The 22292-nt window shown below is 66.1% G+C and carries 22 protein-coding genes; 7 read left to right on the forward strand and 15 right to left on the reverse strand.

The features are described from left to right. On the forward strand, positions 1 to 320 hold a 320-nt coding region (locus QP415_RS07555; protein ID WP_285099596.1), incomplete at its 5' end, for a DUF3516 domain-containing protein. A gap of 131 nt (positions 321 to 451) precedes the next feature. Here QP415_RS07555 and QP415_RS07560 read toward each other — a convergent pair. The 4 genes from QP415_RS07560 to QP415_RS07575 all read right to left on the reverse strand — a co-directional run bounded on the left by QP415_RS07560 (position 452) and on the right by QP415_RS07575 (position 3192). Further along, positions 452 to 1246 (reverse strand): hypothetical protein, encoded by a 795-nt coding sequence (locus tag QP415_RS07560; protein ID WP_285099597.1) that lies wholly within the window; start codon positions 1244 to 1246, stop codon positions 452 to 454. 43 nt (positions 1247 to 1289) lie between these two features. After that, on the reverse strand, positions 1290 to 1985 hold the full coding sequence (locus tag QP415_RS07565; RefSeq protein ID WP_285099598.1) for a Pr6Pr family membrane protein: 696 nt from the start codon (positions 1983 to 1985) through the stop codon (positions 1290 to 1292). Positions 1986 to 2273: 288 nt separating this feature from the next. Next, complete coding sequence (gene ybaK / locus QP415_RS07570) at positions 2274 to 2783, reverse strand: Cys-tRNA(Pro) deacylase (protein WP_016461256.1); 510 nt, start codon at positions 2781 to 2783, stop codon at positions 2274 to 2276. 19 nt (positions 2784 to 2802) lie between these two features. Beyond that, positions 2803 to 3192 (reverse strand): YccF domain-containing protein, encoded by a 390-nt coding sequence (locus tag QP415_RS07575; protein WP_285099599.1) that lies wholly within the window; start codon positions 3190 to 3192, stop codon positions 2803 to 2805. Positions 3193 to 3307: 115 nt separating this feature from the next. Here QP415_RS07575 and QP415_RS07580 point away from each other — a divergent pair, with 115 nt between their 5' ends. Continuing rightward, entirely contained in the window at positions 3308 to 4006 is a 699-nt protein-coding gene (locus QP415_RS07580; RefSeq protein ID WP_285099600.1) for a YggS family pyridoxal phosphate-dependent enzyme, read from the forward strand. A gap of 47 nt (positions 4007 to 4053) precedes the next feature. Continuing rightward, complete coding sequence (locus QP415_RS07585) at positions 4054 to 4674, forward strand: MarC family protein (protein ID WP_285099601.1); 621 nt, start codon at positions 4054 to 4056, stop codon at positions 4672 to 4674. Between the two features lie 64 nt (positions 4675 to 4738). Here QP415_RS07585 and QP415_RS07590 read toward each other — a convergent pair whose 3' ends face one another. After that, positions 4739 to 5788, reverse strand: coding sequence for a lipoate--protein ligase family protein (locus QP415_RS07590; RefSeq protein ID WP_285099602.1), 1050 nt, complete (start codon positions 5786 to 5788; stop codon positions 4739 to 4741). Positions 5789 to 5811: 23 nt separating this feature from the next. After that, positions 5812 to 7659 (reverse strand): dihydroxy-acid dehydratase, encoded by a 1848-nt coding sequence (gene ilvD, locus QP415_RS07595; RefSeq protein ID WP_285099603.1) that lies wholly within the window; start codon positions 7657 to 7659, stop codon positions 5812 to 5814. A 322-nt stretch (positions 7660 to 7981) separates the two neighbouring features. Here ilvD and QP415_RS07600 point away from each other — a divergent pair, with 322 nt between their 5' ends. After that, positions 7982 to 9175, forward strand: a complete 1194-nt coding sequence (locus QP415_RS07600; RefSeq protein ID WP_016461262.1) for a cobalamin-independent methionine synthase II family protein — start codon at positions 7982 to 7984, stop codon at positions 9173 to 9175. A 297-nt stretch (positions 9176 to 9472) separates the two neighbouring features. Beyond that, positions 9473 to 10165, forward strand: a complete 693-nt coding sequence (locus QP415_RS07605) for a type 1 glutamine amidotransferase (protein ID WP_048677362.1) — start codon at positions 9473 to 9475, stop codon at positions 10163 to 10165. A 214-nt stretch (positions 10166 to 10379) separates the two neighbouring features. Here QP415_RS07605 and manA read toward each other — a convergent pair whose 3' ends face one another. The 4 genes from manA to QP415_RS07625 all read right to left on the reverse strand — a co-directional run bounded on the left by manA (position 10380) and on the right by QP415_RS07625 (position 16227). Next, entirely contained in the window at positions 10380 to 11597 is a 1218-nt protein-coding gene (manA, locus tag QP415_RS07610) for a mannose-6-phosphate isomerase, class I (protein WP_016461264.1), read from the reverse strand. Between the two features lie 81 nt (positions 11598 to 11678). After that, positions 11679 to 13442, reverse strand: coding sequence for a thiol reductant ABC exporter subunit CydC (gene cydC / locus QP415_RS07615; protein ID WP_285099604.1), 1764 nt, complete (start codon positions 13440 to 13442; stop codon positions 11679 to 11681). Further along, positions 13439 to 15040, reverse strand: coding sequence for an ABC transporter ATP-binding protein/permease (locus QP415_RS07620; RefSeq protein ID WP_285099605.1), 1602 nt, complete (start codon positions 15038 to 15040; stop codon positions 13439 to 13441). The genes cydC and QP415_RS07620 overlap by 4 nt, the downstream gene beginning before the upstream one ends. 119 nt (positions 15041 to 15159) lie before the next feature. Further along, a complete protein-coding gene (locus QP415_RS07625) occupies positions 15160 to 16227 on the reverse strand; it encodes a YeiH family protein (protein WP_285099606.1) in 1068 nt (355 codons plus the stop codon). Between the two features lie 88 nt (positions 16228 to 16315). Between QP415_RS07625 and QP415_RS07630 the strand changes: the two genes are divergently transcribed. Beyond that, the gene (locus QP415_RS07630; protein WP_048677356.1) at positions 16316 to 17221 is read left to right on the forward strand and encodes a LysR family transcriptional regulator; all 906 of its coding nucleotides are present in this window, start codon (positions 16316 to 16318) and stop codon (positions 17219 to 17221) included. 84 nt (positions 17222 to 17305) lie between these two features. Here the strand turns inward: QP415_RS07630 and QP415_RS07635 are convergent, their stop codons facing one another. The 3 genes from QP415_RS07635 to QP415_RS07645 all read right to left on the reverse strand — a co-directional run bounded on the left by QP415_RS07635 (position 17306) and on the right by QP415_RS07645 (position 19089). Beyond that, complete coding sequence (locus QP415_RS07635; RefSeq protein WP_285099607.1) at positions 17306 to 18454, reverse strand: branched-chain amino acid aminotransferase; 1149 nt, start codon at positions 18452 to 18454, stop codon at positions 17306 to 17308. A 129-nt stretch (positions 18455 to 18583) separates the two neighbouring features. Next, positions 18584 to 18844 carry a Txe/YoeB family addiction module toxin gene (locus tag QP415_RS07640; RefSeq protein WP_285099608.1) on the reverse strand — a complete coding sequence of 87 codons (261 nt, stop codon included), beginning with the start codon at positions 18842 to 18844 and terminating at the stop codon, positions 18584 to 18586. Between the two features lie 2 nt (positions 18845 to 18846). Then, complete coding sequence (locus tag QP415_RS07645; protein ID WP_285099609.1) at positions 18847 to 19089, reverse strand: type II toxin-antitoxin system Phd/YefM family antitoxin; 243 nt, start codon at positions 19087 to 19089, stop codon at positions 18847 to 18849. A gap of 91 nt (positions 19090 to 19180) precedes the next feature. On the opposite strand from QP415_RS07645, the gene QP415_RS07650 reads away from it, so the two are divergent. Beyond that, the gene (locus QP415_RS07650; RefSeq protein ID WP_285099610.1) at positions 19181 to 19678 is read left to right on the forward strand and encodes a hypothetical protein; all 498 of its coding nucleotides are present in this window, start codon (positions 19181 to 19183) and stop codon (positions 19676 to 19678) included. Between the two features lie 150 nt (positions 19679 to 19828). On the opposite strand, the gene QP415_RS07655 is transcribed toward QP415_RS07650, so the two are convergent. Next, positions 19829 to 20308, reverse strand: a complete 480-nt coding sequence (locus tag QP415_RS07655; RefSeq protein ID WP_285099611.1) for an S-ribosylhomocysteine lyase — start codon at positions 20306 to 20308, stop codon at positions 19829 to 19831. Between the two features lie 3 nt (positions 20309 to 20311). Further along, positions 20312 to 22282: a DNA primase gene (gene dnaG / locus QP415_RS07660; RefSeq protein WP_285099612.1), complete on the reverse strand. Its 1971-nt coding sequence runs from the start codon at positions 22280 to 22282 to the stop codon at positions 20312 to 20314. Positions 22283 to 22292: the final 10 nt, after the last annotated feature.

The following is a 22292-nucleotide window of genomic DNA, read 5'->3' on the forward strand; positions in this document are numbered from 1 at the left end:
GCGGTCACCGTGATCATCATGAGCGCGCACAGGTGAGTGGCCCTCCCCCACGCACCCACACGGCCCCGGCGCGCGAGGACGTGCCGGAGCTGGCCCCCGCTACTGTGTCGTCGGACGTCGAGCGCGCCCAGATGGCGCGCATCAAGGCGATCGCGGACGCGGTCGATCAGGCTGCGGCGGGCACGTTCTGGCTGGCCACGCAGATCCTGTTCGACCCGGAGGAGGACATGGACTGGCGCATCGTCGCCCTCGTGGACGTGCCCGCCTCGGACGAAGCGAACCTCGTCGCCCTGGCAACGATCACGGTCGGAGCGCGGTAGGGCACATTTCAACAATGCACTGATGGTACATGTTTTGAGCTGATACAGATTTGACGCTCACCAGCATTGACGTAACAACTCTTGCGCGGCAATACCCCAAGCAAAGACAAATGCAACTGTTACAACAGTTTCTACAACGAATGATGTGACATCATAAGGTTTTTCAGAAAGTAACGGACCTTATATTTCAGATCAACAACCTGAACGGCAAGATATCGCCTAACTTTTGAATTTAGAATATTCAGGATCCTATCATCAATTTCAACATGCGAACTAATAGAATCAGCCCGCAATCGAATCTCTGACAACAGGCCTCCAAGACCCATCGATCTCTGACTATCAGGAAGGAGCCAAGCACCCAAAGAGCCTCCATCTTTAATCAATATCGATCGAGACCTAGGATCAATTTCAACATTGTCCAGTAGGCCAACATCAAGAAACCAGCGGAACACCTTAATCACATCAGGCCTCGAAGACTTATAGAAATAACGCCACACATCACCCTGAGCCTCTTGCACATACGCTTCCAATTTCGGAAGTCCTATGCACGCAAACTCAAGGCGCCTATGATGTCCATTTTGCGACACAAAGTAAACCTTGCGTCCCCCAGGAAATGGATATTCATCTAAATAGAGCTGATCCATTTCGCGATACAGCGATTCAGCGTCAGCTCGTTTTTCAACAGCATACTCAACAATTTCTTCAGGGGAATGATGATAGGGAGTAAAGTTGGAGTCAACATAAATTTGCGAGCTATTCACCCACTTTCGGAGATGCTTTCTACCCCCCTCAACATACGGCATGCAATAAGGCTGCATCATCTTACGTTCGAGCTGCTCGCGTAAGCGATCCTGATAGAGCGATTGAGCCTCACTATCGGATCGACGCGCCTCTCGCGCACATACCTCTCGCAACTCGTCCAACATATGCCCTCAGCTTTCCTCTACATCATCGAAACTATCTACAGTTTCATGTGTCAATTCTATTCGAGCCCGCCTTGCGGATCAGCCAGTCCGCGCCCGCGAAGAGCGCCATGAAGAGCAGGGCGCCAATCAGGATCGCCACGATGTTGATGGCGACCTGCGCGTAGCCGATGCGCCACACGTTCACGAAGCCGTACGGGTACTGGTGCGTGAAGGAGCCTCGCACGAGCGTGTACGCCACCCACGCGACCGGGATCAGCAGGGCGCGCCCCAGCGTCGCCCACGTGATACCGCCGCTCGGTCCCGCGAGCGCAGCCGTACCCACGAAGGCGGCGGGAACGACGATGTGCTGGAGCGGGTTGGTGACGAGGGCGTAGCCGGAGAGCACCTCGTAGGGGCCGATGAGCGTCGCGTAGACGATCGCGGTCACCGTGATCATCATGAGCGCGCACAGGTGAGTGGCCCTCCCCCACGCACCCACACGGCCCCGGCGCGCGAGAACGGTCGAGATGATCGCAACCATGATGTTGGACAGCTCGGTGAAGTAGGACAGGCAATTGATGAGGCGCTCGGGGGCGCCCGCCCAGCCGTGGGGGGCACCCGCGAAGAGGCCCTCCTCGACGTAGGTCGGCGCAGCGTAACCATCAAAGGCCGTGATAATAAGAGTGGCGGCGACGCCCACCCAGGCGAGGGCAGCAACCACCCAGTAGGCGGCGCGCCCGCGGCGGCTTAGTTCAGTCATAGTCATCGTGTTTGATGATGACACAGCGGGAAAACGCAGTCACGGTAAGGGCGCAATTATCCCACGACCCGGTCATGCAGCTCCTTCCCCCTTATTCCCGCATGCAATTCGTTATTCGGATCGGCCTTGAGAGCCCAGAAACCGCATGATTTCAATACCTCTCCTTCAAACACTGAAGGAACAGCCGGGGAATTGCATGCGAAATTTGGGGCGCGGGAGTATCGGCGGCTGAGATGAAGACGGAAACAGGACGAAGCCGGGGCCGCACGCACGCTAGACGAGGCCGGGTCAGACCTGTGCGAGATCCGTGACCTCGGCGTCCGTCAGCTCGACGAGGTCGAGGGGACTCAGTTCGACGCTGAGGCCTCGGCGCCCGCCCGAGACGATCATGGTCTCGTGGTCCAGGCACGCCGAGTCGATGAACAGACGGTGCGAGGTGGTCTGCCCGAGCGGGCTGATGCCGCCCACGACGTAGCCGGTGCGGCGCTGGGCGACGGCCGGGTCAGCCATGGCGGCGCTCTTCGCGCCGGCTGCCTTGGCGATCAGCTTCATGGACAGGTGAGCCAGAGCGGGCACGCAACCGACGACGAACTCACCGGAGGGCTCCAGGCGCACCATGAGCGTCTTAAAGGCCTGGGTGGGGTCGATCCCCAGCTTCTCGACGGTCTCCTCGCCGAACGCCCGGGCGGCCGGGTCGTGCTCGTACTCGTGAACGGTAAAAGCAACGCCGGCCGCTGTGAGCGCCTCGATGGCGCGGGTGGGGCCACCGCCGTGATCCTTGCTGTGTTTACGAGCCATGACCCCAGTGTAGGACGCGTCAGAGGATGGACGCAGTCGGGTCGTCGATGACGACCTTGCCGAAGGGGAAGCAGGTGATCGGGATCATCTTGAGGTTGGCGATGGCCAGCGGGATGCCGACGATCGTCACGGCCTGTGCGGCGGCGGTGGTCACGTGCCCGATGGCCAGCCACAGGCCCGCAACCAGGAACCACACGATATTCATGAGGGCCGATCCGGCACCCGCACTGGGCTGGTCGACGACGCGCTTACCGAAGGGCCACAGCACGTATCCGGCGATGCGGAAGCAGGCCACGCCCGCGGGGATCGTGACGACGAAGATGCAGGCGACGACACCTGCGAGGAGGTAGCCGAGGAAGAGCGGCAGGCCTCCGAAGAGGAACCAGATGATGTTGAGCAGGGTACGCATGGCGTGTCCTTTCCTTGATCTGTGAACATTCTAGTCTGCCACACCTCGCGTTTCAGGTTCCCCTGAGTCGCCCCTGATTGGCCCCTGAAAGTTTCTCCGCGCGTACCATGAGGGCATGAGTATTCCCGAGGCCATCGCCGCTGCCCGCGACCGCATTGACCGCGCGACGTCCGCGTGCGGTCGCACCGATTCGGTGCATCTGGAGCTGGCGGTCAAGACGCGCACGCCCGAGGAGTGCCGCGAGGCCGCCGCCGCCCTGAGCGAGGCGGGCCTGCCGATCCTGCTCGGCCACAACCGCGTCCAGGAGGCGCGCACGACGGTGGAGGCGATCCGAGAGGTGCCCGGCGCGCACATCCACCTGATCGGGCCTCTGCAGTCCAACAAGATCAACCATGCGCTGTCCTGCGTGGACGCGATCGAGTCGCTAGACTCCCCTGCCCTGGCCTCGAAAATCGACGCGCGCGCGACCGGCACGCTCCCCGTGTTCGTCGAGGTGAATGTCTCGGGCGAGGCCACAAAGCACGGCTGCACCCCCTCCGACGTCGCCGTACTGATCGACGCGGTCGAGGCCTCGGCACACCTGCAGCTCGCGGGCTTCATGACGGTGGGCCTGAACTCCCCCGTCGAGGCCGACGTGCGCGCCGCGTACGCGCAGCTGCGCGGGATCAGGGACGAGGCCGCATCTCGCCTGGGCGTCGAAGAGTCGGACCTGGCGCTGTCGATGGGTATGAGCCGCGATCTGGAGTGGGCCATTGCCGAGGGGGCGACAATCGTGCGCCTGGGCACCGCGATCTTCGGCGCCCGCCGCGCCTGAGCGGACCGATCGTTCGCGCGAGCACAGCGCCGACTAGGATTGTCCGCATGATGACTGTTCTCGCCGGAATGTCCGCCGCGATCCTTGCGCTCGCCCCGATCACCAATCCGATCGGGGGTCTCGCAGCGTTCGCAGGACTCACCGCCGGCAATACTCCGGCTGCGGTGCGCTCGCAGGCGTGGAAGACAGGCATCTACGTGTTCGCCATCCTGACAGTGTTCGCGGTCAGTGGCTCGCTCATCATGCATTTCTTCGGCTTCGACCTACCCTCGCTGCAGATCGCGGGTGGCTTGGTCGTCGCGCACTCGGGTTTCTCGATGCTGGAAAACAAGCGCCGTGCCACCCACGAGGAGGCGCAGCACGCGACCTCCAAGCCGGACGTGTCCTTCTCCCCCATGGCACTCCCCCTCATCGCGGGGCCCGGCTCGATCGGCGTGGTTATCGCGCTGGCCGCCCGCAACACGGCCATCGGTTTTCATGTCGGCATCGTCCTGGGAATCGCGGTAACAGCCGCCGTCATCGCGCTGCTACTGCGCTACGGCACGCCTTGGATCGACAAGCTGGGTGCCACCGGAGTCGGCGCGATCGTGCGCATCATGGGCTTCCTGATCCTCGTTATCGGCGTCGAGCTCATCATCCACGGGGTGCGCGCGCTCCAGCTCTTCTAAGCGAAAGCCCGCCCCGGCCTCGTCGAAACGACTCCGGAGCGGGCAGCCACAGAAACGGGAGCGCTCAGGGGATGCGGTGCACCCACTCCTCGCGCGCGAACTTCGTCTCGCAGCGCTTCCGTGCGACCTCGAGATCCGCCTCGGTGATGGTGCCGACGCTTGCGTTGTACTTCTCCTTGAAGTGGTCGAAGAACACCTTCAGGATCTCTTCGCGGGGAAGCCCCGTCTGGGAGCGCATGGGGTCCACGCGCTTGACAGCGCTGCGGGTGCCCTTGTCGCGGATCTTCTCCATGCCGATGCGCAGGACCTCGTTCATCTTGATGGCGTCGATGTCGTAGGCCATGGTCACGTGGTGGACCATGTAGCCGTTGGCCCAGCGCTTCTGCGCGGCGCCGCCAATCTTGCCGAACTCGGAGGCGATGTCGTTGAGCGGCACGTACTTGGCCTTGATGCCCAGCTTTTCGAGGACCTCCATGACCCACTGATCGAGGTAGGGGTAGGCCTGCTCGAAGCTCATTCCCTCCACGAGGGCGGTGGGGATGACGAGCGAGTAGGTGATGCAGTTGCCGGGCTCCATGAACATGGCGCCGCCACCGGTGACGCGCCGCGACACGGTGATGCCGTAGCGATCCACGCCGTCCTGCTGGATTTCGTTCTGGTAGGACTGGAAGGAGCCGATGACGACCTGGGGGCCGTTCCACTCCCACAGGCGCATGAAGGGCTTGCGACGCCCCGCTGCGACGTCTTCGACCAGGGTTTCGTCCATGGCGACGTTGATCATCGGGTCGACGACGGGGCCGTGGATGACGTCGAAGTCGATGTCGTCCCACGACAGGGCGGCGCCCAGCGCGCGGCGTACGGCGATGCCGACGGCCTCGGGGGTCACGCCCATGAGGGTGTCGCCCTCGTGGAGGGCCCCCTCCACGCGCGCGGCCAGATCCTTCGCGCTCGAGGAGGCCGGGGCCCCTTCGAGGGACGCGGTGATCCGGGTGAGCGCGTCGTCGGGGTCGAGGAAGAAGTCGCCCGACACGCTCACGCGCGCGAGGCGTTCCTCCTCCACGTCGGTGTCGACGACGACGAGCTTCCCTCCGGGGACTTTGTACTCTCCATGCATGCCCACGATTGTAGGCGCTTCGCTCACGCCCAGTCGGGCAGGACGCGCACGCCGCCCTTGTCGGCGGATGCGGCGAGCATGCCGTAGACGCGCAGCGCGTCGGAGACCTGGCGGGGGCGAGGCTTGGAGGGCTTCCAGGGCGCGGCGCCCTTTTCGGCGCGGCGGCGCTCGAGCTCCTCGTCGCTCACGTTCGCGCGCAGGATGCGGTTGTTGACGTCGATTTCGATCTCGTCGCCGGTGCGCACGAGGCCGATCGCGCCGCCGGCCGCGGCCTCGGGCGAGATGTGTCCGAGGGAGATGCCGGACGTGCCGCCGGAGAAGCGGCCGTCGGTGATGAGCGCGCACTTCTTGCCCAGGCCCAGGCCCTTGAGGTAGGAGGTCGGGTAGAGCATTTCCTGCATGCCGGGGCCGCCCTTGGGGCCCTCGTACAAGATGACGACGACGTCGCCTTCCTTGACCTGCTTGCTGAGGATGGCCTCGACGGCTTCCTCCTGGGATTCGACGACGAAGGCCTTGCCGACGAAGTGGAAGAGGGACTCGTCGATGCCGGCGGACTTGATGATCGCGCCGTTGGCGGCGATGTTGCCGTAGAGGACGGCCAGGCCGCCGTCCTTCGTGTAGGCGTGCTCGACGGAGCGGATGCAGCCGGCCTCAGAGTCGGTGTCGAGGGACTCGAACAGGTTGGCGGTCGAGAAGGCCTGGGTGGTGCGCACGCCGCCGGGGGCGGCGAGGAAGCGGTGCTTGGCCTCGTCGGTGGCGGTTCCGCTGCGCACGTCCCACGCGCCCAGCCAGTCGGCGAGGTTGTCGGAGTGGACGGAGTGCACGTCGCGGTTGAGCAGGCCGGCGCGGTCGAGCTCGCCGAGCAGGGCGGGGATGCCGCCGGCACGATGGACGTGCTCGATGTGGTAGGTCGTGGAGTTGGGGGCGACCTTGCACAGGCAGGGCACGCGGCGCGAGATCGCGTCGATGTCGTCGAGCGTGAAGTCGACGCCGGCCTCGTTGGCGATGGCGAGGATGTGCAGGACGGTGTTGGTGGAGCCACCCATGGCCACGTCCAGGCTCATGGCGTTCTCGAAGGCTTCCTTGGTGGCGATGGAGCGCGGTAGGACCGAGTCGTCCTCGTTGTCGTAGTAGGCGCGGCACATGTCGACGATGCGCGTGCCGGCCTCGGTGAAGAGCTTCTTGCGTTCGATCTGGGTGGCCAGGGTGGTGCCGTTGCCGGGCAGGGCCAGGCCGATCGCCTCGTTGAGGCAGTTCATGGAGTTCGCGGTGAACATGCCGGCGCAGGAGCCGCAGGTGGGGCACGCGTTGGCTTCGATGCTGGCCAGCTGGTTGTCGCTGACGGAGTCGTCGACGGCCATGACCATGGCGTCGATGAGGTCGAGGCGGTGTTCGACGACGCCCTCGACGGCGGCGCCGGATTCCATGGGGCCGCCCGAGACGAAGATGGTGGGGATGTTCAGGCGCATGGCGGCCAGGAGCATGCCGGGGGTGATCTTGTCGCAGTTGGAGATGCACACGAGGGCGTCGGCGCGGTGCGCGTTGACCATGGTTTCGACGCAGTCGGCGATGAGGTCGCGGCTGGGCAGGGAGTAGAGCATGCCGTCGTGGCCCATGGCGATGCCGTCGTCGACGGCGATCGTGTTGAATTCCTTGGCGACGCCGCCGGCTGCTTCGATGGCTCCGGCGACGAGGTCGCCCATGTTCTTCAGGTGCACGTGGCCGGGGACGAACTGGGTGTAGGAGTTGGCGATGGCGATGATCGGCTTGCCGAAGTCGCCGTCCTTCATGCCGGTGGCGCGCCACAGGGCGCGAGCTCCGGCCATGTTGCGGCCTTGGGTGGATGTTGCCGAGCGCAGCGGGCGACTCATGATGTGCCTTTCTTTTGCCTTGTAATGACTCAACAGTAGGAGCGTGAGCGCTGCGTTTCCGTGCGGGTTTCGTCTCATGGACGAGGCCGGGGCTCAGGTCGGGTGGTTTTCGCGCGGTATTCCGGGGGCTGTGGCGAGCGGGGTGCCGTGTCAGTGGGTGGACGCTTGCGGGCGCGAATGCGAGGAAAACGCAAGGGGCGCGTGCGTGAATTAGCATCTTGCCAGATGAGTGGTTGATCGCATTGGTCACGGTGTGGACATTCGGCCTCGTTCTCGACGCGCGAAACGTAGGCTGAGGGCACAGTGAAGAGAAAGGACTGCGATGACCATTCGCACCACTCATGTTGGTTCCCTGCCCCGTACCCCCGAGCTGCTCAAGGCGAACGCCGCGCACCGCGAGGGTTCCCTGAGCGATGCTGATTTCACCTCTGTGCTGCAGGCCGAGGTTGATGGCGTTGTGAAGCGTCAGGCTGAGATTGGCCTGGATATCGTCAACGACGGCGAGTATGGCCACGCGATGCTCGACACGGTTGATTACGGCGCGTGGTGGACGTATTCCTTCTCGCGTTTCGGCGGTCTGTCCTTTGAGGACGTGCAGCGTTTCGATGTGCGTCCCCCAGCTGGCCGCGATGGTCGTCTGTCTTTCTCGTCGTTTGCTGAGCGCCGCGACTGGCAGCGTTTCGCGGACGCGTACGCGGATCCGGATTCGGGTATTCACATTGCGAACCGCAACCCGATTGCGTTCCCGACGATTACGGGTGAGCTGACCTACATCGGCGCCGAGGCCGTGGAGCGCGATATCGCGGGCGTGAAGCACGCGCTGGAGGCTGTGGGCAAGCCCGTGTCGGATGGTTTCGTGGCGGCGATTTCGCCGGGTTCGGCGGCTCGCGTGGCTAACGCGTTCTACGAGGATGACGAGGCCGTGGTGTGGGCGTGCGCGGATGTGCTGCGCGAGGAGTACAAGCGCATTACGGACGCGGGCCTGACGGTGCAGATTGACGCGCCGGATATCGCGGAGGGCTGGGATCAGATGAACCCGGAGCCGTCCGTCGAGGATTACCGCGCGTTCTCTCGCGTGCGTATCGACGCGCTGAACCACGCGCTGGAGGGCATTGACCCGTCTCTGGTGCGTTTCCACGTGTGCTGGGGTTCGTGGCACGGCCCGCACACGACGGATATTGCGTTCAAGGACATCGTGGATCTGGCCCTGCTGGTCAACGCGAATGGCCTGACGTTTGAGGCGGCGAATGCTCGCCACGCGCACGAGTGGACGATCTGGCGCGACATCGAACTGCCCGAGGGCAAGTACCTGATCCCGGGCGTGGTGTCGCACTCGACGAACGTTGTGGAGCACCCGGAGCTGGTGGCTCAGCGTATCCGCCAGTTCGCGGACATTGTGGGCGATGAGCGTGTCGTGGCGTCGACGGACTGCGGCCTGGGCGGCCGCATCTACCCGTCGATCGCGTGGGCGAAGCTGGAGGCTCTTGCCGCGGGCGCTCGTCTCGCATCGAAGTGATCGCCTGATTGCTGGCTTGGGGCGCGCGGGGTGGATGAGGATCCACCCCGCGCGCTTTTCCCAGGGTTTTCTCAGCCAAAGCTCCCAGTTCTTTGAGCTTGGCGTCACACAATGGATTGTGTGTTGCAGCCCCCGCTTCCGGGTCGGCTCGCCGCGGTGGGGATCGCACGCCGCGTCGGGGTCCGGGATTGGGGGCTGCGGCGCGTTTGGGGTCGTGCCCCTCAATGCGAGCGCCAGCTGTTCACGTTCTTTAAGGGCCGATAGGTACCGGCGCGTGATCGCGCCTACAATTGGTGTATGAACATCCTCGTGATTCAAAACGACCCGATCGTTCCGGTGGGTCAGCTGTCCGCCTTCCTCGGCGGTCACGAGGTGGTGCGCGCCTGGGAGGACCCGCAGCGCCTCCAGGACCTGGCGGCCGCTCCCCTGCCGGATGCCCTCATCCTGCTGGGTGGCCGGGCGAACGCCTACGACGACGAGGCCTGGCCGTGGCTGGAGGCCGAACGCGAGCTGCTGCGCCGCTGCGTGCGCGCCAACATCCGTGTGCTCGGCATTTGCCTGGGTGCCCAGCTGATCGCCGCGACCTTCGGCGGGCGAGTGAGCGTGGCAGACCCAGCGGGCCCCGAATACGGCGTTATTCCCCTGACGTGGGGCACAAACGACCAGGCGGGCGGCGGCGGAGCCGTCCCCCTGCGCATGGCCCTGGCCTCGACCCACACGGTGTTCGCCGACCACGGTGACGCCATCGTGGAGCTCCCCCGCGGCGCGCGCGAGTGGGCGCGCTCGGACAAGTACACGCAGATCTTCTCCTACGGCACTGCCCTGGGCGTCCAGTTCCACCCCGAGGTCACGCGCGAGACCGCGACCGTGTGGGCGGAGAATAACGACCGGGTCGACACCGAGGACATCGTGGCCGGATACGACGCCCACGAGGGCGAGCTGGCCTCCACATGCAAGACGCTCGCCGACTGGGTGTGCGGCGTCTTCTAAGGCGCAAACAGAATCGCAGTGCGGGCACCCCCACGCGGTACCCACACTGCGATTGACAAGCGGGCCTCGTCGCAGCGAGCGGAGATGAGGCCCGACTCTTATTTTAGAGGAAAAAGCCGCAGCTACAAGGCTTTTCCAGGAACCAAGACCACCACGTGGGACGACTTGACAACGCTCCCATTCACAGCCTCGTCACGGCGCACAACGCACCCGGTCAGGGGGCCGCGACCTGCACGAACGATCCGGTGCCGTACGCCCACACGCGGCGCTCAGCGGCCGAGATGAACACGGCCTGGCCGCGGCTCAGTTCCACGCTGTCCCCGCCCTGCTCCTCGCTCACGTGCAGGGTGACCGACCCGGAGGTCGCGATGACGATGCGCGGGCCCTCCCCGGGCACGGCGACCTCGTCCACGCGGGAGGTGTGCTTTCCGGGGGCCAGCGTCGTCACCGACAGCTCGAACTCCTGGGCGGGCGCCAGGAAACGGTCCGTCGTCGCCGAGGGGTGCTCGGGTGCCACGCGCACGGGCGGCAGCGCCGAAAACTCGGTGATCTCCACGAGCTGGGCGGAGTCCACGTACTTACCGGTCAGGCCCGCGCGCACGACGTTGTCGGAGGAGGCCATGACCTCGATACCCAGGCCCGACTGGTAGGCGTGAATCTGGCGCGGCGGAATGTAGACGGCCTCGCCCGGGCGCAGGGACACCGGGTTCATGAGGAAGGCGACGATGATGCCCGGGTCGCCCGGGTGCTTCTCCCCCAGGACGCTCACGAGCTCGTCGGTGCGCGGGGATGGGGACGTGCCCGACGCGAGGCGTGAGCGGCACGCGGCCACGAACTCTTCGACGCGTTCGGGGGTCGCCGGGGAGTCCTCGTCGAACAGCCACGTGGCCAGGGAGCGCAGGCCCCCACGCACAGTGGACAGCTTGAGGCGGTGACGCAGGCGGTCCGCGAGCTCGCCCTCCAAGCCGACGAGGAGCTGGCGTGCCTTGCGCGGCACGCGGAAGCCGACGAGCGCGCTGAACTCGGTGAGCGCGTAGATCATCTCGGGCTTGTGGTTCATGTCCCGGTAGACGCGGCGCGTGTCGGTACGCTCAATCCCCAGGACCTCCTCGCGCAGGTAGCCTTCGCGCGCGATCTCCTTCGTCGGATGCACCTGCAGGCTCAGGGTCTGCGCGGGGGCGATGATTTTCGCCAGGTACGGCAGGGTCGGCCCGAAGGCGTAGAGCAGGCCTCCGCCGAGCGCTCGCTTGGGGTCCTCGCCGATGTGCTCGGCGAGCGTGTGTCCATCCGTCAGCAGCGTCGGTCCGTCCGGGTGGGCGCCGAACCACACCTCGGACACCGGGTCGTCCCCGGCGGCGGCCCCCAGGAACTCGGGGATCGCGTTCGTGGAGCCCCACGCGTCAGCTTTCGTCCAGCCGATCAGTCTTTCCATAGGTTGAATCCTATCGGTAACGGGTGCGCACAGACACGGGGGACGAGGCCGTGGCCCCTCCTCCGCGCGCGCGTGCTTGTGTCAGGAGCTGGGTTGATCGGCGGTTTCGCGCGCCTCGAGGGCGGTGAGTGCTCCGCCGCGTGCACGGAGCTCGGCGTAGGTGCCGGTCTCCACGACGCGGCCCGCGTCCATGACGATGATCTGGTCGGCGTCGCGCACGGCGCTGATGCGGTGGGCAATCTCGACGATGGTGCGTCCCTGCGCGACGCGCGCGATCCCCTCACGCACGCGCGCCTCGGTGGCCGGGTCGACCTGGCTCGTGGCCTCGTCAAAGACGTAGATCGGGGCGTCGCGCAGGAGGGCGCGAGCCAGGGCCAGGCGCTGACGCTGGCCGCCCGAGAGGCGCTCGCCCATGTCGCCGACGACCGTGTCCAGGCCGTCCTTTTCCGTAGCCAGCCAGTCGGTGAGGTCCACAGCCGCGAGCGCGGATTCGAGGTCCTTCTCGGTGGCGTCGGGTGCGGCGAGCAGCAGGTTGGCGCGCAGCGTGTCGTTGAAGAGGTAGGGACGCTGGGGCGCGGAGGCGACCGTGGCGCGCAGGTCGTGCAGGGACACCTCGGCCACGTTCGTGCCGCCGATGGTGACGATGCCCGAGGCCGGGTCCCACGTGCGGGTCAGCAGCGAGGCCAGCGTCGACTTGCCCGAGCCGGAGGCACCCACGATGGCGGTGCGCTTCCCGGCGGGGATGTGGATGCTCACGCCGTCCAACACCGTGGGGGCGGGCGCGGGCGCGTCCTCGTTCGTCGGGTAGGCGAAGGTCACGTCGGTAATTTCGATATCGCCCGGGGTCAGGGGCTTGGGATCGGCCGTGTCTGCGACGACGGGCGCGCGGTCGGTGATCGCGAAGACGCGAGCGGCCGAGGCGAAGGCCTGATCGAGGTCCGCGGCGAACTCCTCGACCGCGAGGACCGGGCCGAAGGAACCCATGGCGATGCCGAGGGCGAGGCCCGCCTGGGGCAGCGTCAGCGTGTCGGCGAGCACGTTCGAGCCCGCGACCATGGCGACCGTGACGATGCCGAGGGCGACGGCGGCCTGGTTGAGGCCTCGTCGCAGCGCGATCCAGCGGCCCTGGGTACCCTGCCCTGAGGAGATGCGCTTTTCGATGGCGCTCATCTCGGCCTCGCGGCGTTCCTCGGCCCCAAAGGCGAGGACCTCACGCACGCCCTGCACCGAGTCGGTCACGTGGGCAGCGATCGCACCCCGGGCCTCGCGCAGCTCACGCGCCGCACGCGCGGTCGAGCCGGAACCCAGGAAGGGAATGACCGCGCCGACGATCAAGAGGAAGGGCGCCAGCACGGCGGCCAGCGTCCAGGACACGGCGCTGCCCATCCACACGACCGACAGAATCGGGACGATGATGGCCGTCGTGACGGGGGCGAGCGTGTGGGCGAAGAAGACTTCGACGCGGTCGATGTCCTTCGTCACGCGGTTCATGATGTCGCCCGAATCCAGGCGATCCGTACCCGCGGGAGCCTGGGGCTCAAGCTGGTCGTAGAAGTAGTTGCGCAGCATCGCCAGGGAGTGGAAGGCCACGAAGTGACCGGCGAACTGCTCGAGGTAGCGGGCCAGGCCCTTCAGCAAGCTCAGGCCAATGGCGCAGACAATGATCAGGGCGATACTCCACGCGCTCTTCCCCGACGCGAGGCCGGCGACGGCCCAGCCGCCCAGGGCGAACAGGGCGATGCCGATCATCAGGAAGACGATGCGGGCTGCGATGGAGGCCGCGAGTGGCGGCAGGACGCGCCGCGTGATCGACAGGAGTCGAAGAGACAGTTGCCTGCGGGTCATCGGATCGTTCCTTCCTGCAGGGTCGCGACGCGGTCGGCGCCCTTGATGGTGGCGTCTCGGTGAGAGATCGTCAGGGTCGTACGCCCGGCACACACGGTCTCCAGGGAGGCGAGGATCTCGCGCTCGGAGGCCAGGTCGACGTGGGCGGTGGGCTCGTCCAGGATCATGATCGACGCGTTCTTCAGGAAGGCGCGGGCGATCGCGATGCGCTGGGCCTCGCCGCCGGACACGGCCAGGCCTCGGGCACCCACGCGGGCGTCGAGGCCGCCCGGCAGGGTGTCGACGAACTCGCCCAGGTGGGCGGCTCGCAGGGCCTCGATCAGCTGGTCGTCCGTGGCAGCGGGGGCGGCCAGGAGCAGGTTGTCGCGCAGCGTGCCGGAGAACAGGTAGGTGGTCTGCTCGACGACCGCGCTCTGGGCGCGCACCCACGACAGGGGCGCGGTGGCCAGGTCGACGCCGTTGAGGCTCACGCGGCCGCGCGTGGGGCGCAGGAAGCCCTGCAGCAGCGCCGAGATCGTGGACTTTCCGGCACCCGAGGGGCCCGCGAGCGCGACGTGCTCGCCCTGGGTGAGGGTCAGGTTTGCACCTTGCAGGACCGGGGTGTCCTCGGTGTAGGAAAAGGACACGTCAGACAGGGCGATCTCGCCGGGGGCGGACGGGAGCGCGGGAACCTTCACGCCCTTCGCGTCGGTGACGGGAGGAGTCTGAGAAATGAACTTCTTGATCTCCTTGTTGGCCGCGATGCCGCCCATGCCGATGTAGAAGAACTGGCCGATGCGGTCCAGCGGGTCGAGCATGATCGAGGAGAGGAGCACGAGGGAGATGCCCTCGCCGACGCTGATCGCGCCCTGCTGGTAGCGGATGAGAGCCAGGGCGATCGCGCCGGTGATCATGCCGAGGGAAAAGACGGAGTCGATAACGAGGAGGATCAGCTGGTTACCGGCCAGGTAGCTCATGACCTTTGAGCGGACTTCCTCGGCGGCCTCGGCAAGGCGCTGACCCATGTCCTTGCCGGCGTTCATGAGGGCCAGGTCGCCCAGGCCCTGGATGGCGTCGAGTTCCTTGGCGGCGAGCTGACGCGAGGAGTGCCGGTAGCGCGAGGACACCGGCTTGAAGGCCTTGCGGAAGCCCATGACGCAGATCGGGACCAGCGGGATTGCGATCGCGAGGAATCCACCCGAGGCCGGGTCGATCGTGAGGGCGATGACGATGACGACGAGGATCGGGGTCGTCAGCGACGCAATCATGGGGGCCAGGAAGGTGCCCTTGTAGGCGGCGACGCGCTCGACGCCGTCGGTGGCGGAGTTGACGACGCGGCCCGCACGCTCGTTGGTGCGCTGCGAGGGACCCAGGGCGAAGACCTGACGGATCATCGAGTGACGCAGCGCGGGCTCCATCTGGTTCATCTGGGAGGCCCCCAGTGCACTGACCGCCCACGCGAACGCGCCCGATCCGAGAGCGCCGAGCACGGCGATCCACCACGTCGACCAGGCATGCCCATTGACAACACTGTCGATGCCCCAGCCGATCGCCAGGTATGCGGCAGCCAAGCAGAGAGCCGCTGCCCACGAGCAGACGACCACGATCGCGCGTTTCATCGTTCTCCTATCGACATGACGCACACGAGTACACAACCAAGGATAGCCTTAGTTAGGTTCTGACACCAGTGTCACTTTGGACCGTTTGCGGCGCGTAGTGACGCCCTGGTGAGCCATGTTCAGCCGGCGAGGGTGACTCCGCAATAGGCGATGGTGGCGACGAGGAGGGTGGAGAGCGCGGCCAGGGCGAAGGGCTTGAGGCCCACCTTGATGAGGTTCCGAATCTTGACGCCGCAGCCGAGTCCGAACATCGCTGCAGCCAGCAACCCTGTCTGCAGCAGCCCGCCGGTCGTCAGCACGAAGTCCGGCAGAGGGATAAAGGAACGCAGGAGCACCATGGCGATGAACCCGATGATGAACAGCGGGACGATGGGCGGCAGCTTCGAACTCGACCTCTGTTGACTGGGTTCGCCTGCCGTACGGCTGAGACGGCGCTCCCGGATGCTGAGGATGGCCACGACCGGGGCGAGCAGCAGCACTCGGGCGAGTTTGACGATGACCGCGACCGTGAGCGCTCCGCCGCCGATGATGCCTCCGGCCGCGACGACTTGCGCGATTTCATGGATGGAACCCCCGGCCCACATCCCGGCCGTCTCGGAGCCCAGGCCAAGCAGGTTCGTGAGCAGTGGGACGAGGGCAATCATCAGCGTTCCGAAGATCACCACGAGGGCGACCGCGGTGATGGTGTCTTCCTCGGCCTCGTCGTCCGGGTCGGTGACCCCTGCCGCGCCCGCCACGGCTGCCGCGCCGCAGATGGAGAATCCGCAGGCAATGAGCAGCGAGAGCCCGGATGGAACCCGCAGCAGCCTCCCCAGGAGAACGGTGCCGAGCAGACCGCCTGCGACAATGCACACGACGACGACCAGCATTGGGGCTCCGAGGTCGAGGATGTCGGTCAGTACCAGCTGGAGTCCGAGGAAGACGATGCCGGCGCGCAGGAGCTTTTTCGCGGAGAAGTCGATGCCGTCGGAGGCCGCTGCTGGCAGCCGGACGACGTTGGCCAGGAGTACGCCAAGCACGATCGCGATAATGAGCGGGCTGACTCCCGGCAGCAGCAGGCTGACCCCGTACGATGCTCCGGCCGCGGCCAGGCAGAGGACAAGCCCGGGCAGGAGCGCGCGGACTCGGGCAAGCAGCGTGTGTTCCGGTCGGGCAGTCGCAATGTTCTGTGTCTGTGTCTGTGTCATGCATCCATTGTTTCCTGGGACTCGCTTGCGCGAGTAGAGGCAGATACGGTCCGCTATACAAGTTATGCTTGTGGCTGGGAGGCGGAAGATGCACTACGAGCCGGACTTGGAGGCACTGCGAGTCTTGGCGCTCGTCGCGAAGGAAGGCAGCATGTCGGCGGCAAGCGCGCAGTTGGGCGTGAGTCAGCAGGCGATATCTCTGCGCATCCGGAACCTGGAAAAAGATCTGCGCATGCGACTGCTGGTGCGTTCCGCACGGGGCTCCCGACTGACTCCGACAGGCGAGCTGGTTGTTGGCTGGGGAACAACGCTGCTGACAGCGGCCGACGAGTTCTCGGATGCTGTCAACTCGCTCCGCACGGATCGCGGGAAGATGATGCGCATCGCCGCGAGCCTCACGATCGCAGAACACCTCCTACCGGATTGGATCGCCCGGTGGCGCATCTCTCACGGCAATGACGGCCCGGTCGTTCAACTCACAGCCGCCAACAGCAGCACGGTCGTCGAGGCCATACGCGAGGGAACCGCAGACCTCGGGCTCATCGAGACCCCTGTCGTTCCCGCCGGCCTCCGGTCGGTCACCGTCGCTTACGACACCATCGAAGTCGTTGTGCAGCACGGTCACCGATGGGCGAAGACCCGCCGGGTGTCCGTCCGTGAACTGGCGGGCACTGGGTTGGTGCTCCGCGAGACCGGCAGCGGCACCCGACAAGCGCTCGAGAACGCCCTCACCGAGGCGGGCTTTCCCCTCGCAGCCGAGCCCGCAGCCGTGCTGACGACCACGCTCGGCGTTCGCAGCGCGATTATGGCCGGCATAGCCCCCGGCGCGTTGAGCTCCCTCGCCGTGTCCGAGGACGCCCGCGCCGGCCGACTCGTGCGAGTTCGGATCAACAATCTCCAGATCACCCGCCCGCTCACCGCCATCTGGGCCGGGACGACTCCGCCCCCTCACATACGGGACTTCCTGGACGTCATCGCGCGAACTGACCGGTAACGACCAATTTTGCATCGCGACCACATAAAGAAGCCACGGCCTCGTGACAATCGACGAGGCCGTGGCTCCCTCAAGCAATCAAGCTCAGACCAGGCGGTACGTCCAGCCGTAGGGATCCTCGGCGCGGCCCCACTGGATGTCGGTGAGACGCTTGTGGATCTCGCGGGTCTTCTCCCCCACCTCGATCTCCACGTCGAAGTCGTCGCCAGCCAGGCGCGTGATCGGAGTGACCACGGCGGCCGTGCCACAGGCGAAGACCTCGGCGACCGCACCAGAGCGGATGCCATCCACGACCTCGGACAGGGCAATCTTCTCCTCGCGCACGTCCACGCCTTCGTCACGCAGCATGCGCAGGATCGCGCTGCGCGTGCCACCCTCGAGGATGACACCGGTGAGCGAGGGTGTACGGATCGTGCCGTCCGCCATGACGACGAACATGTTCATGCCACCCAGCTCCTCGAGGTACTTGCCCTCGTAGGTGTCCAGGAAGCAGACCTGGGAGAAGCCCTTGGCCTCGGCCTGGATCTGAGGCAGCAGGGAGGCCGCGTAGTTGCCGCCCGCCTTGGCGCTACCGGTGCCGCCGGGGCCAGCGCGGTGGTACTCGCGCTCCACCCAGATGGCCACGCCCGACAGCCCGCCCTTGAAATAGGGACCCGAGGGGGAGCCGATGACGTAGTAGTCGACGACGCCGGCGGGGTGGACGCCCACGAACTCCTCGGAGGCAAACATGAAGGGGCGCAGGTAGAGCGACGAGCCATCAACGTCAGGAACCCACTTCACGTCGGCGCGCACATAGTCCACGAGGGAGGCCACGAACTCCTCGCGGCTCAGCTCAGGCAGGGCCAGGCGGCGCGCCGAGTGGTTCAGGCGCGCGGCGTTGTAGCCGGGGCGGAAGGTCCACACGGAGCCGTCGGCGCGCTTGTAGGCCTTGATGCCTTCGAAGACGGACTGGCAGTAGTGGAAGACGGAGGCGCCGGGGGTCAGTTCAAGGGGGCCGTAGGGGATGACGCCGCGGTCACCCCAGCCGCCCTCGCGGGTCCAGCGCATGTGGGCCATGTGATCCGTGAACTTCTTGCCGAAGGCCAGGGTCGACATGATCTCGTTGTACTCTTCGGGCGTCGCCGGATGCGGGTTGGGGGTCAGGGGGAAACGACCGGCCAGCTCATCAGCGGCGGGAAGTACCTGGTCGCCGGCAGCCTCAAGTTCCGTGGGGGTATGCTGCGTCGATGCCATGAGGTCTCCTGTCGTGGTTTTTCACAAAGATGAAGCCAGAATATGCCCGCCGTCCGCAATGTGGCCGATTGATTTCGGCATGTGACCCACTCCCCCGCCCCCTGTGGACGTTCTCACCCCAAAGAAGACTCACTCGTAGTGGGTCCACATCCGCAGGACGCGAACGGTGCGCTCTTCTTCGAAGACCTCGTACACAAGCCTGTGCTGAATGTTGATCCTGCGGGAATACATACCTGCGAGGTCCCCGACGAGGCGCTCGTAGCGGAGAGGCGTCGCAAACGGATCCTCAGTCAGGATCTCGATGAGGCTCTGAGCTTTCGCCTTGAGTCCGCTGGCGGAGAGCTTCTTCGCATCCTCCGCGGCCTGCTTGGAGAAAACGACCCGCCACATCGCTACCACTCCACGTCATCGAGCGCATCGTCAAGATCTTCGCGAGCGGCTTCCTTCAGGCTATCCACCATTCCGGGAATTCCCTGCAGGTAGAGGGTTTCCTGAATCGCGGACCAGTCTGCCTCGCCAATGAGAACGGCGTTTCCACGACGGCCGGTGATCGTGATGGGGGTCGACTCCTCGTTCACGGTGTCGATGAGCCGGTACAGGTCCGAGCGGGCGGCGGTAGCACTGACAGCAGTCATGATTGTTCCTTTCCACTCCCATCATAACGTACGCTTTTACGTACGCACAGGCCTGTGCGCACGATTTCTGCCGAAAGGATACGATCAACGCATGACGACTTTGCCTGACTCCCTTGCCTCGGCCCTGCCCTCCCGCGAGCGCCGCTCCCCCGGACTGGAGCTGGAGGACGGGCGCTGGATGGCGGCCGCGAAGTCGGGCCTGTACGTGTTCGGCGCCGAGGCCTCGAACGACGAGGGAACGCCCACCCCCGAGGTGTTCCCCTGGTCCGACGTGGCGCGTGCGCGCTGGGAGGCCGAAGGCTCGCTCTTCGCCCTGGAGTGGGTGGACCCGGCCCGCCCGGCCCTGGCGGGACGTGGGACGGGCGACCCGGAGGACTTCATGCGTCATACGAGCGAGTTCGTGAACCGCTCGATCGTCCTGCACTCCCAGGTGGAGGTGGGCAACGGGACGACGGTGACGGCGTGGGTGCGCCGCGGCGAGAATGGGCTCTTCTCGGTCCTGACGGCCGATGGTCCCCTGGACGCCGACGGGCAGCGCGAGGCGGATGCCCTGGAGGCACGCGTGCGCGACGCGGTCGGTCTCGACTGATCGACGAGGCCGGGGATCCCCGTCGGGGCACCCTCCCCTCACCCGCGTCCTCAGTCCCCTCACCCGCGCCCACTCACTCGCACTCAGACGACAGCGGGACCCATCCTCACCGGATGGGTCCCGCTTCCGTGTTCAGACGAACGCCCGGAATCAGTGGATGACGTCGACGCGCTCGAAGGGGTCGAGGGAGAAGCCTTGCTCGAGGATCGCGCGGCTCCACTCGCGCGCGCTGAAGAGCGAGTGGTCGCGGTAGTTGCCGCACGAGTAGGCGTCGGTGCCGGGCACGTCCTCCCAGGTGACATCCTCGGCGATGGCGTGCAGGGAGGAGGCCAGAGCCTCGGTCACCTCGCGCACCGACGGGGTGCCCCACATGATGAGGTGGAAGCCGGTGCGGCAGCCGAACGGCGAGCAGTCGATGACGCCGTCGATGCGGTCGCGCAGCAGGGAGGCCAGCAGGTGCTCGATCGTGTGCAGGCCCGAGGTCGGGATCTCCCCGGCGTTGGGCTGGAGGAGGCGCACGTCGAAGTTCGAAATCTGGTCGCCCTTGGGGCCGGACTCCACATTGATGAGGCGCACGTAGGGCGCTTTCACGGCGGTGTGGTCCAGGGTAAAGCTCTCAACTTCGGCCATCGGTTAGTCCCTTTCGGTGTAGTTTTGCCGGCGTTGCTCCAGTCGCATGAGCTCCCGGAACGTCTCGGAGTAGTTGGGGTCTTCCTCGTTCATGCGCGACAGGGCCGCGCGGGCCTCGCCGAGCTTACGGGTCAGGTCCATGCGCACCATTGCGGCCACCACGCCGCGGCAGTACGAGCGCACGTCGGCCTCGCCCGCGACGGGCAGGGGCGCGACGGCCAGCTGGGTGACGGCGGGGCCAATGATCTCTCCGGCGGTCTCGAGGACCACCTGGACGAAGTGGCGCGAGGCCGCCAGCGTCGCGTTCTCGCCCGGGCCGAAGTGGGCCTCGGCCTGGCGCATCATCTGCGTGAAGGCATCGAGGCCGCCCACCGCGCGGATCGCGTCGTGGACGGCGCGGTGCGTGGGCACGGTGAAGGACTGCCCATCGAGCTCCTCGAAGCCGGAGCCCACGGCGAAGAGCGGGTGCTGGAGGACGGCCTCGAGCGCCTGGCGTTCGACGCGGCTCACCGGATCCTCGGGGCCGCGGCGCTCGGGCGTGGGGGCGGGACGGCCAGCGCCCGCCATCTCGATTTCTCCAGGGCGGGCCTCGTGCGAGATGACCTCGACGCGCCCCGCCGCGCGGATCGCCTGCTCGACCGTGCGCATGTCCATGCCGAGCCACCCGGCCAGCTGACGCGTGTACTCGCCGCGCAGCGCGCGATCCTTGATGTGCGCGACGATGCCGGCCGAGGCGCGCAGGCCCTGCACGCGCCCCTCGGCGCTGCGCAGGTCCATCTGGGACAGGACCGAGCGGATCGCGAACTCGAAGAGCGGGATGCGCGAGTTCACCAGGTCGACGATCGCCTGGTTGCCCTGAGACAGGCGCAGCTCACAGGGGTCCTGCCCGCCCGGGGCGACCGCCACGAAGGTCTGGGCCGCGAAGTTCTGATCCTCGCCATAGGCTCGCAGCGCGGCCTTCTGGCCGGCACTGTCACCGTCAAACGTAAAGATGACTTCGGAGCCGTGCGCGCGCCCCGACGACAGGAGTACGCCAGCGGCCGGATCCGCGTGGTCGCCCAGCAGGCGGCGAATGATCTTGACGTGTTCGGAACCAAAGGCGGTGCCACATGTGGCCACGGCGTTCGTCACGCCCGCGACGTGCGCAGCCATGACATCCGTGTACCCCTCGACGATAACAACCTTGTGCTCCGTCGCGATCGTCTTCTTCGCCAGGTCCAGGCCGTACAGCAGCTGCGACTTCTTATAGATCGGGGTCTCGGGGGTGTTGAGGTACTTGGGCGATTCCTTGTCGCTGTCGTCCAGGCGACGCGCGCCAAAGCCCACCGTCGCCCCCGTGATGTCGCGGATCGGCCACACGAGGCGCCCGCGGAAACGGTCGTACACGCCGCGACTACCCTGCGACCCCAGGCCCGAAATCTGGATCTCCTGGTCCGTGAAGCCCTTCGAACGCAGGTGGCGCGTCAGGGAATCCCACGAGGCCGGGGCGTATCCGACCCCGAAATGCGCGCACATTGCCTGGGTGAAGCCGCGCTCGGCGAGGAAGGTGCGGCCCTTGTGCGCCTCGGGGGAGGCAAGCTGGCGCTGGTAGAACTCTTCGGCGACGCGGTGGGCGTCCAGGAGGCGCTGGCGCTTGCCCGGCTCCTCGGTGCGCACGCGCGCCCCGCCCTCCTCATAGTGGAGGGTGATCCCGGCCTTCGCCGCCAGCATTTCCACGGCCTCGGTGAACGGCAGGTGGTCCATCTTCTGTACGAAGGAGATGACGTCGCCGCTCTCACCGCAGCCAAAACAATGGAACATGCCCAGGTGGGGGCGCACGTTAAAGGAAGGCGTGCGCTCGTCGTGGAATGGGCACAGGCCCTTCAGGGAGCCGATGCCCGCGGGTCGCAGCGCTACGTGCTCGCCGATGATCTCGTCGATCTTCACTGCGTTACGTACCGCTTCGATGTCGTCCTTGCGAATCAGACCCGCCATGTCCCTCAGT

The sequence above is a fragment of the Pauljensenia sp. UMB3104 genome (assembly GCF_030217285.1).
Classification (GTDB): Bacteria; Actinomycetota; Actinomycetes; order Actinomycetales; family Actinomycetaceae; genus Pauljensenia.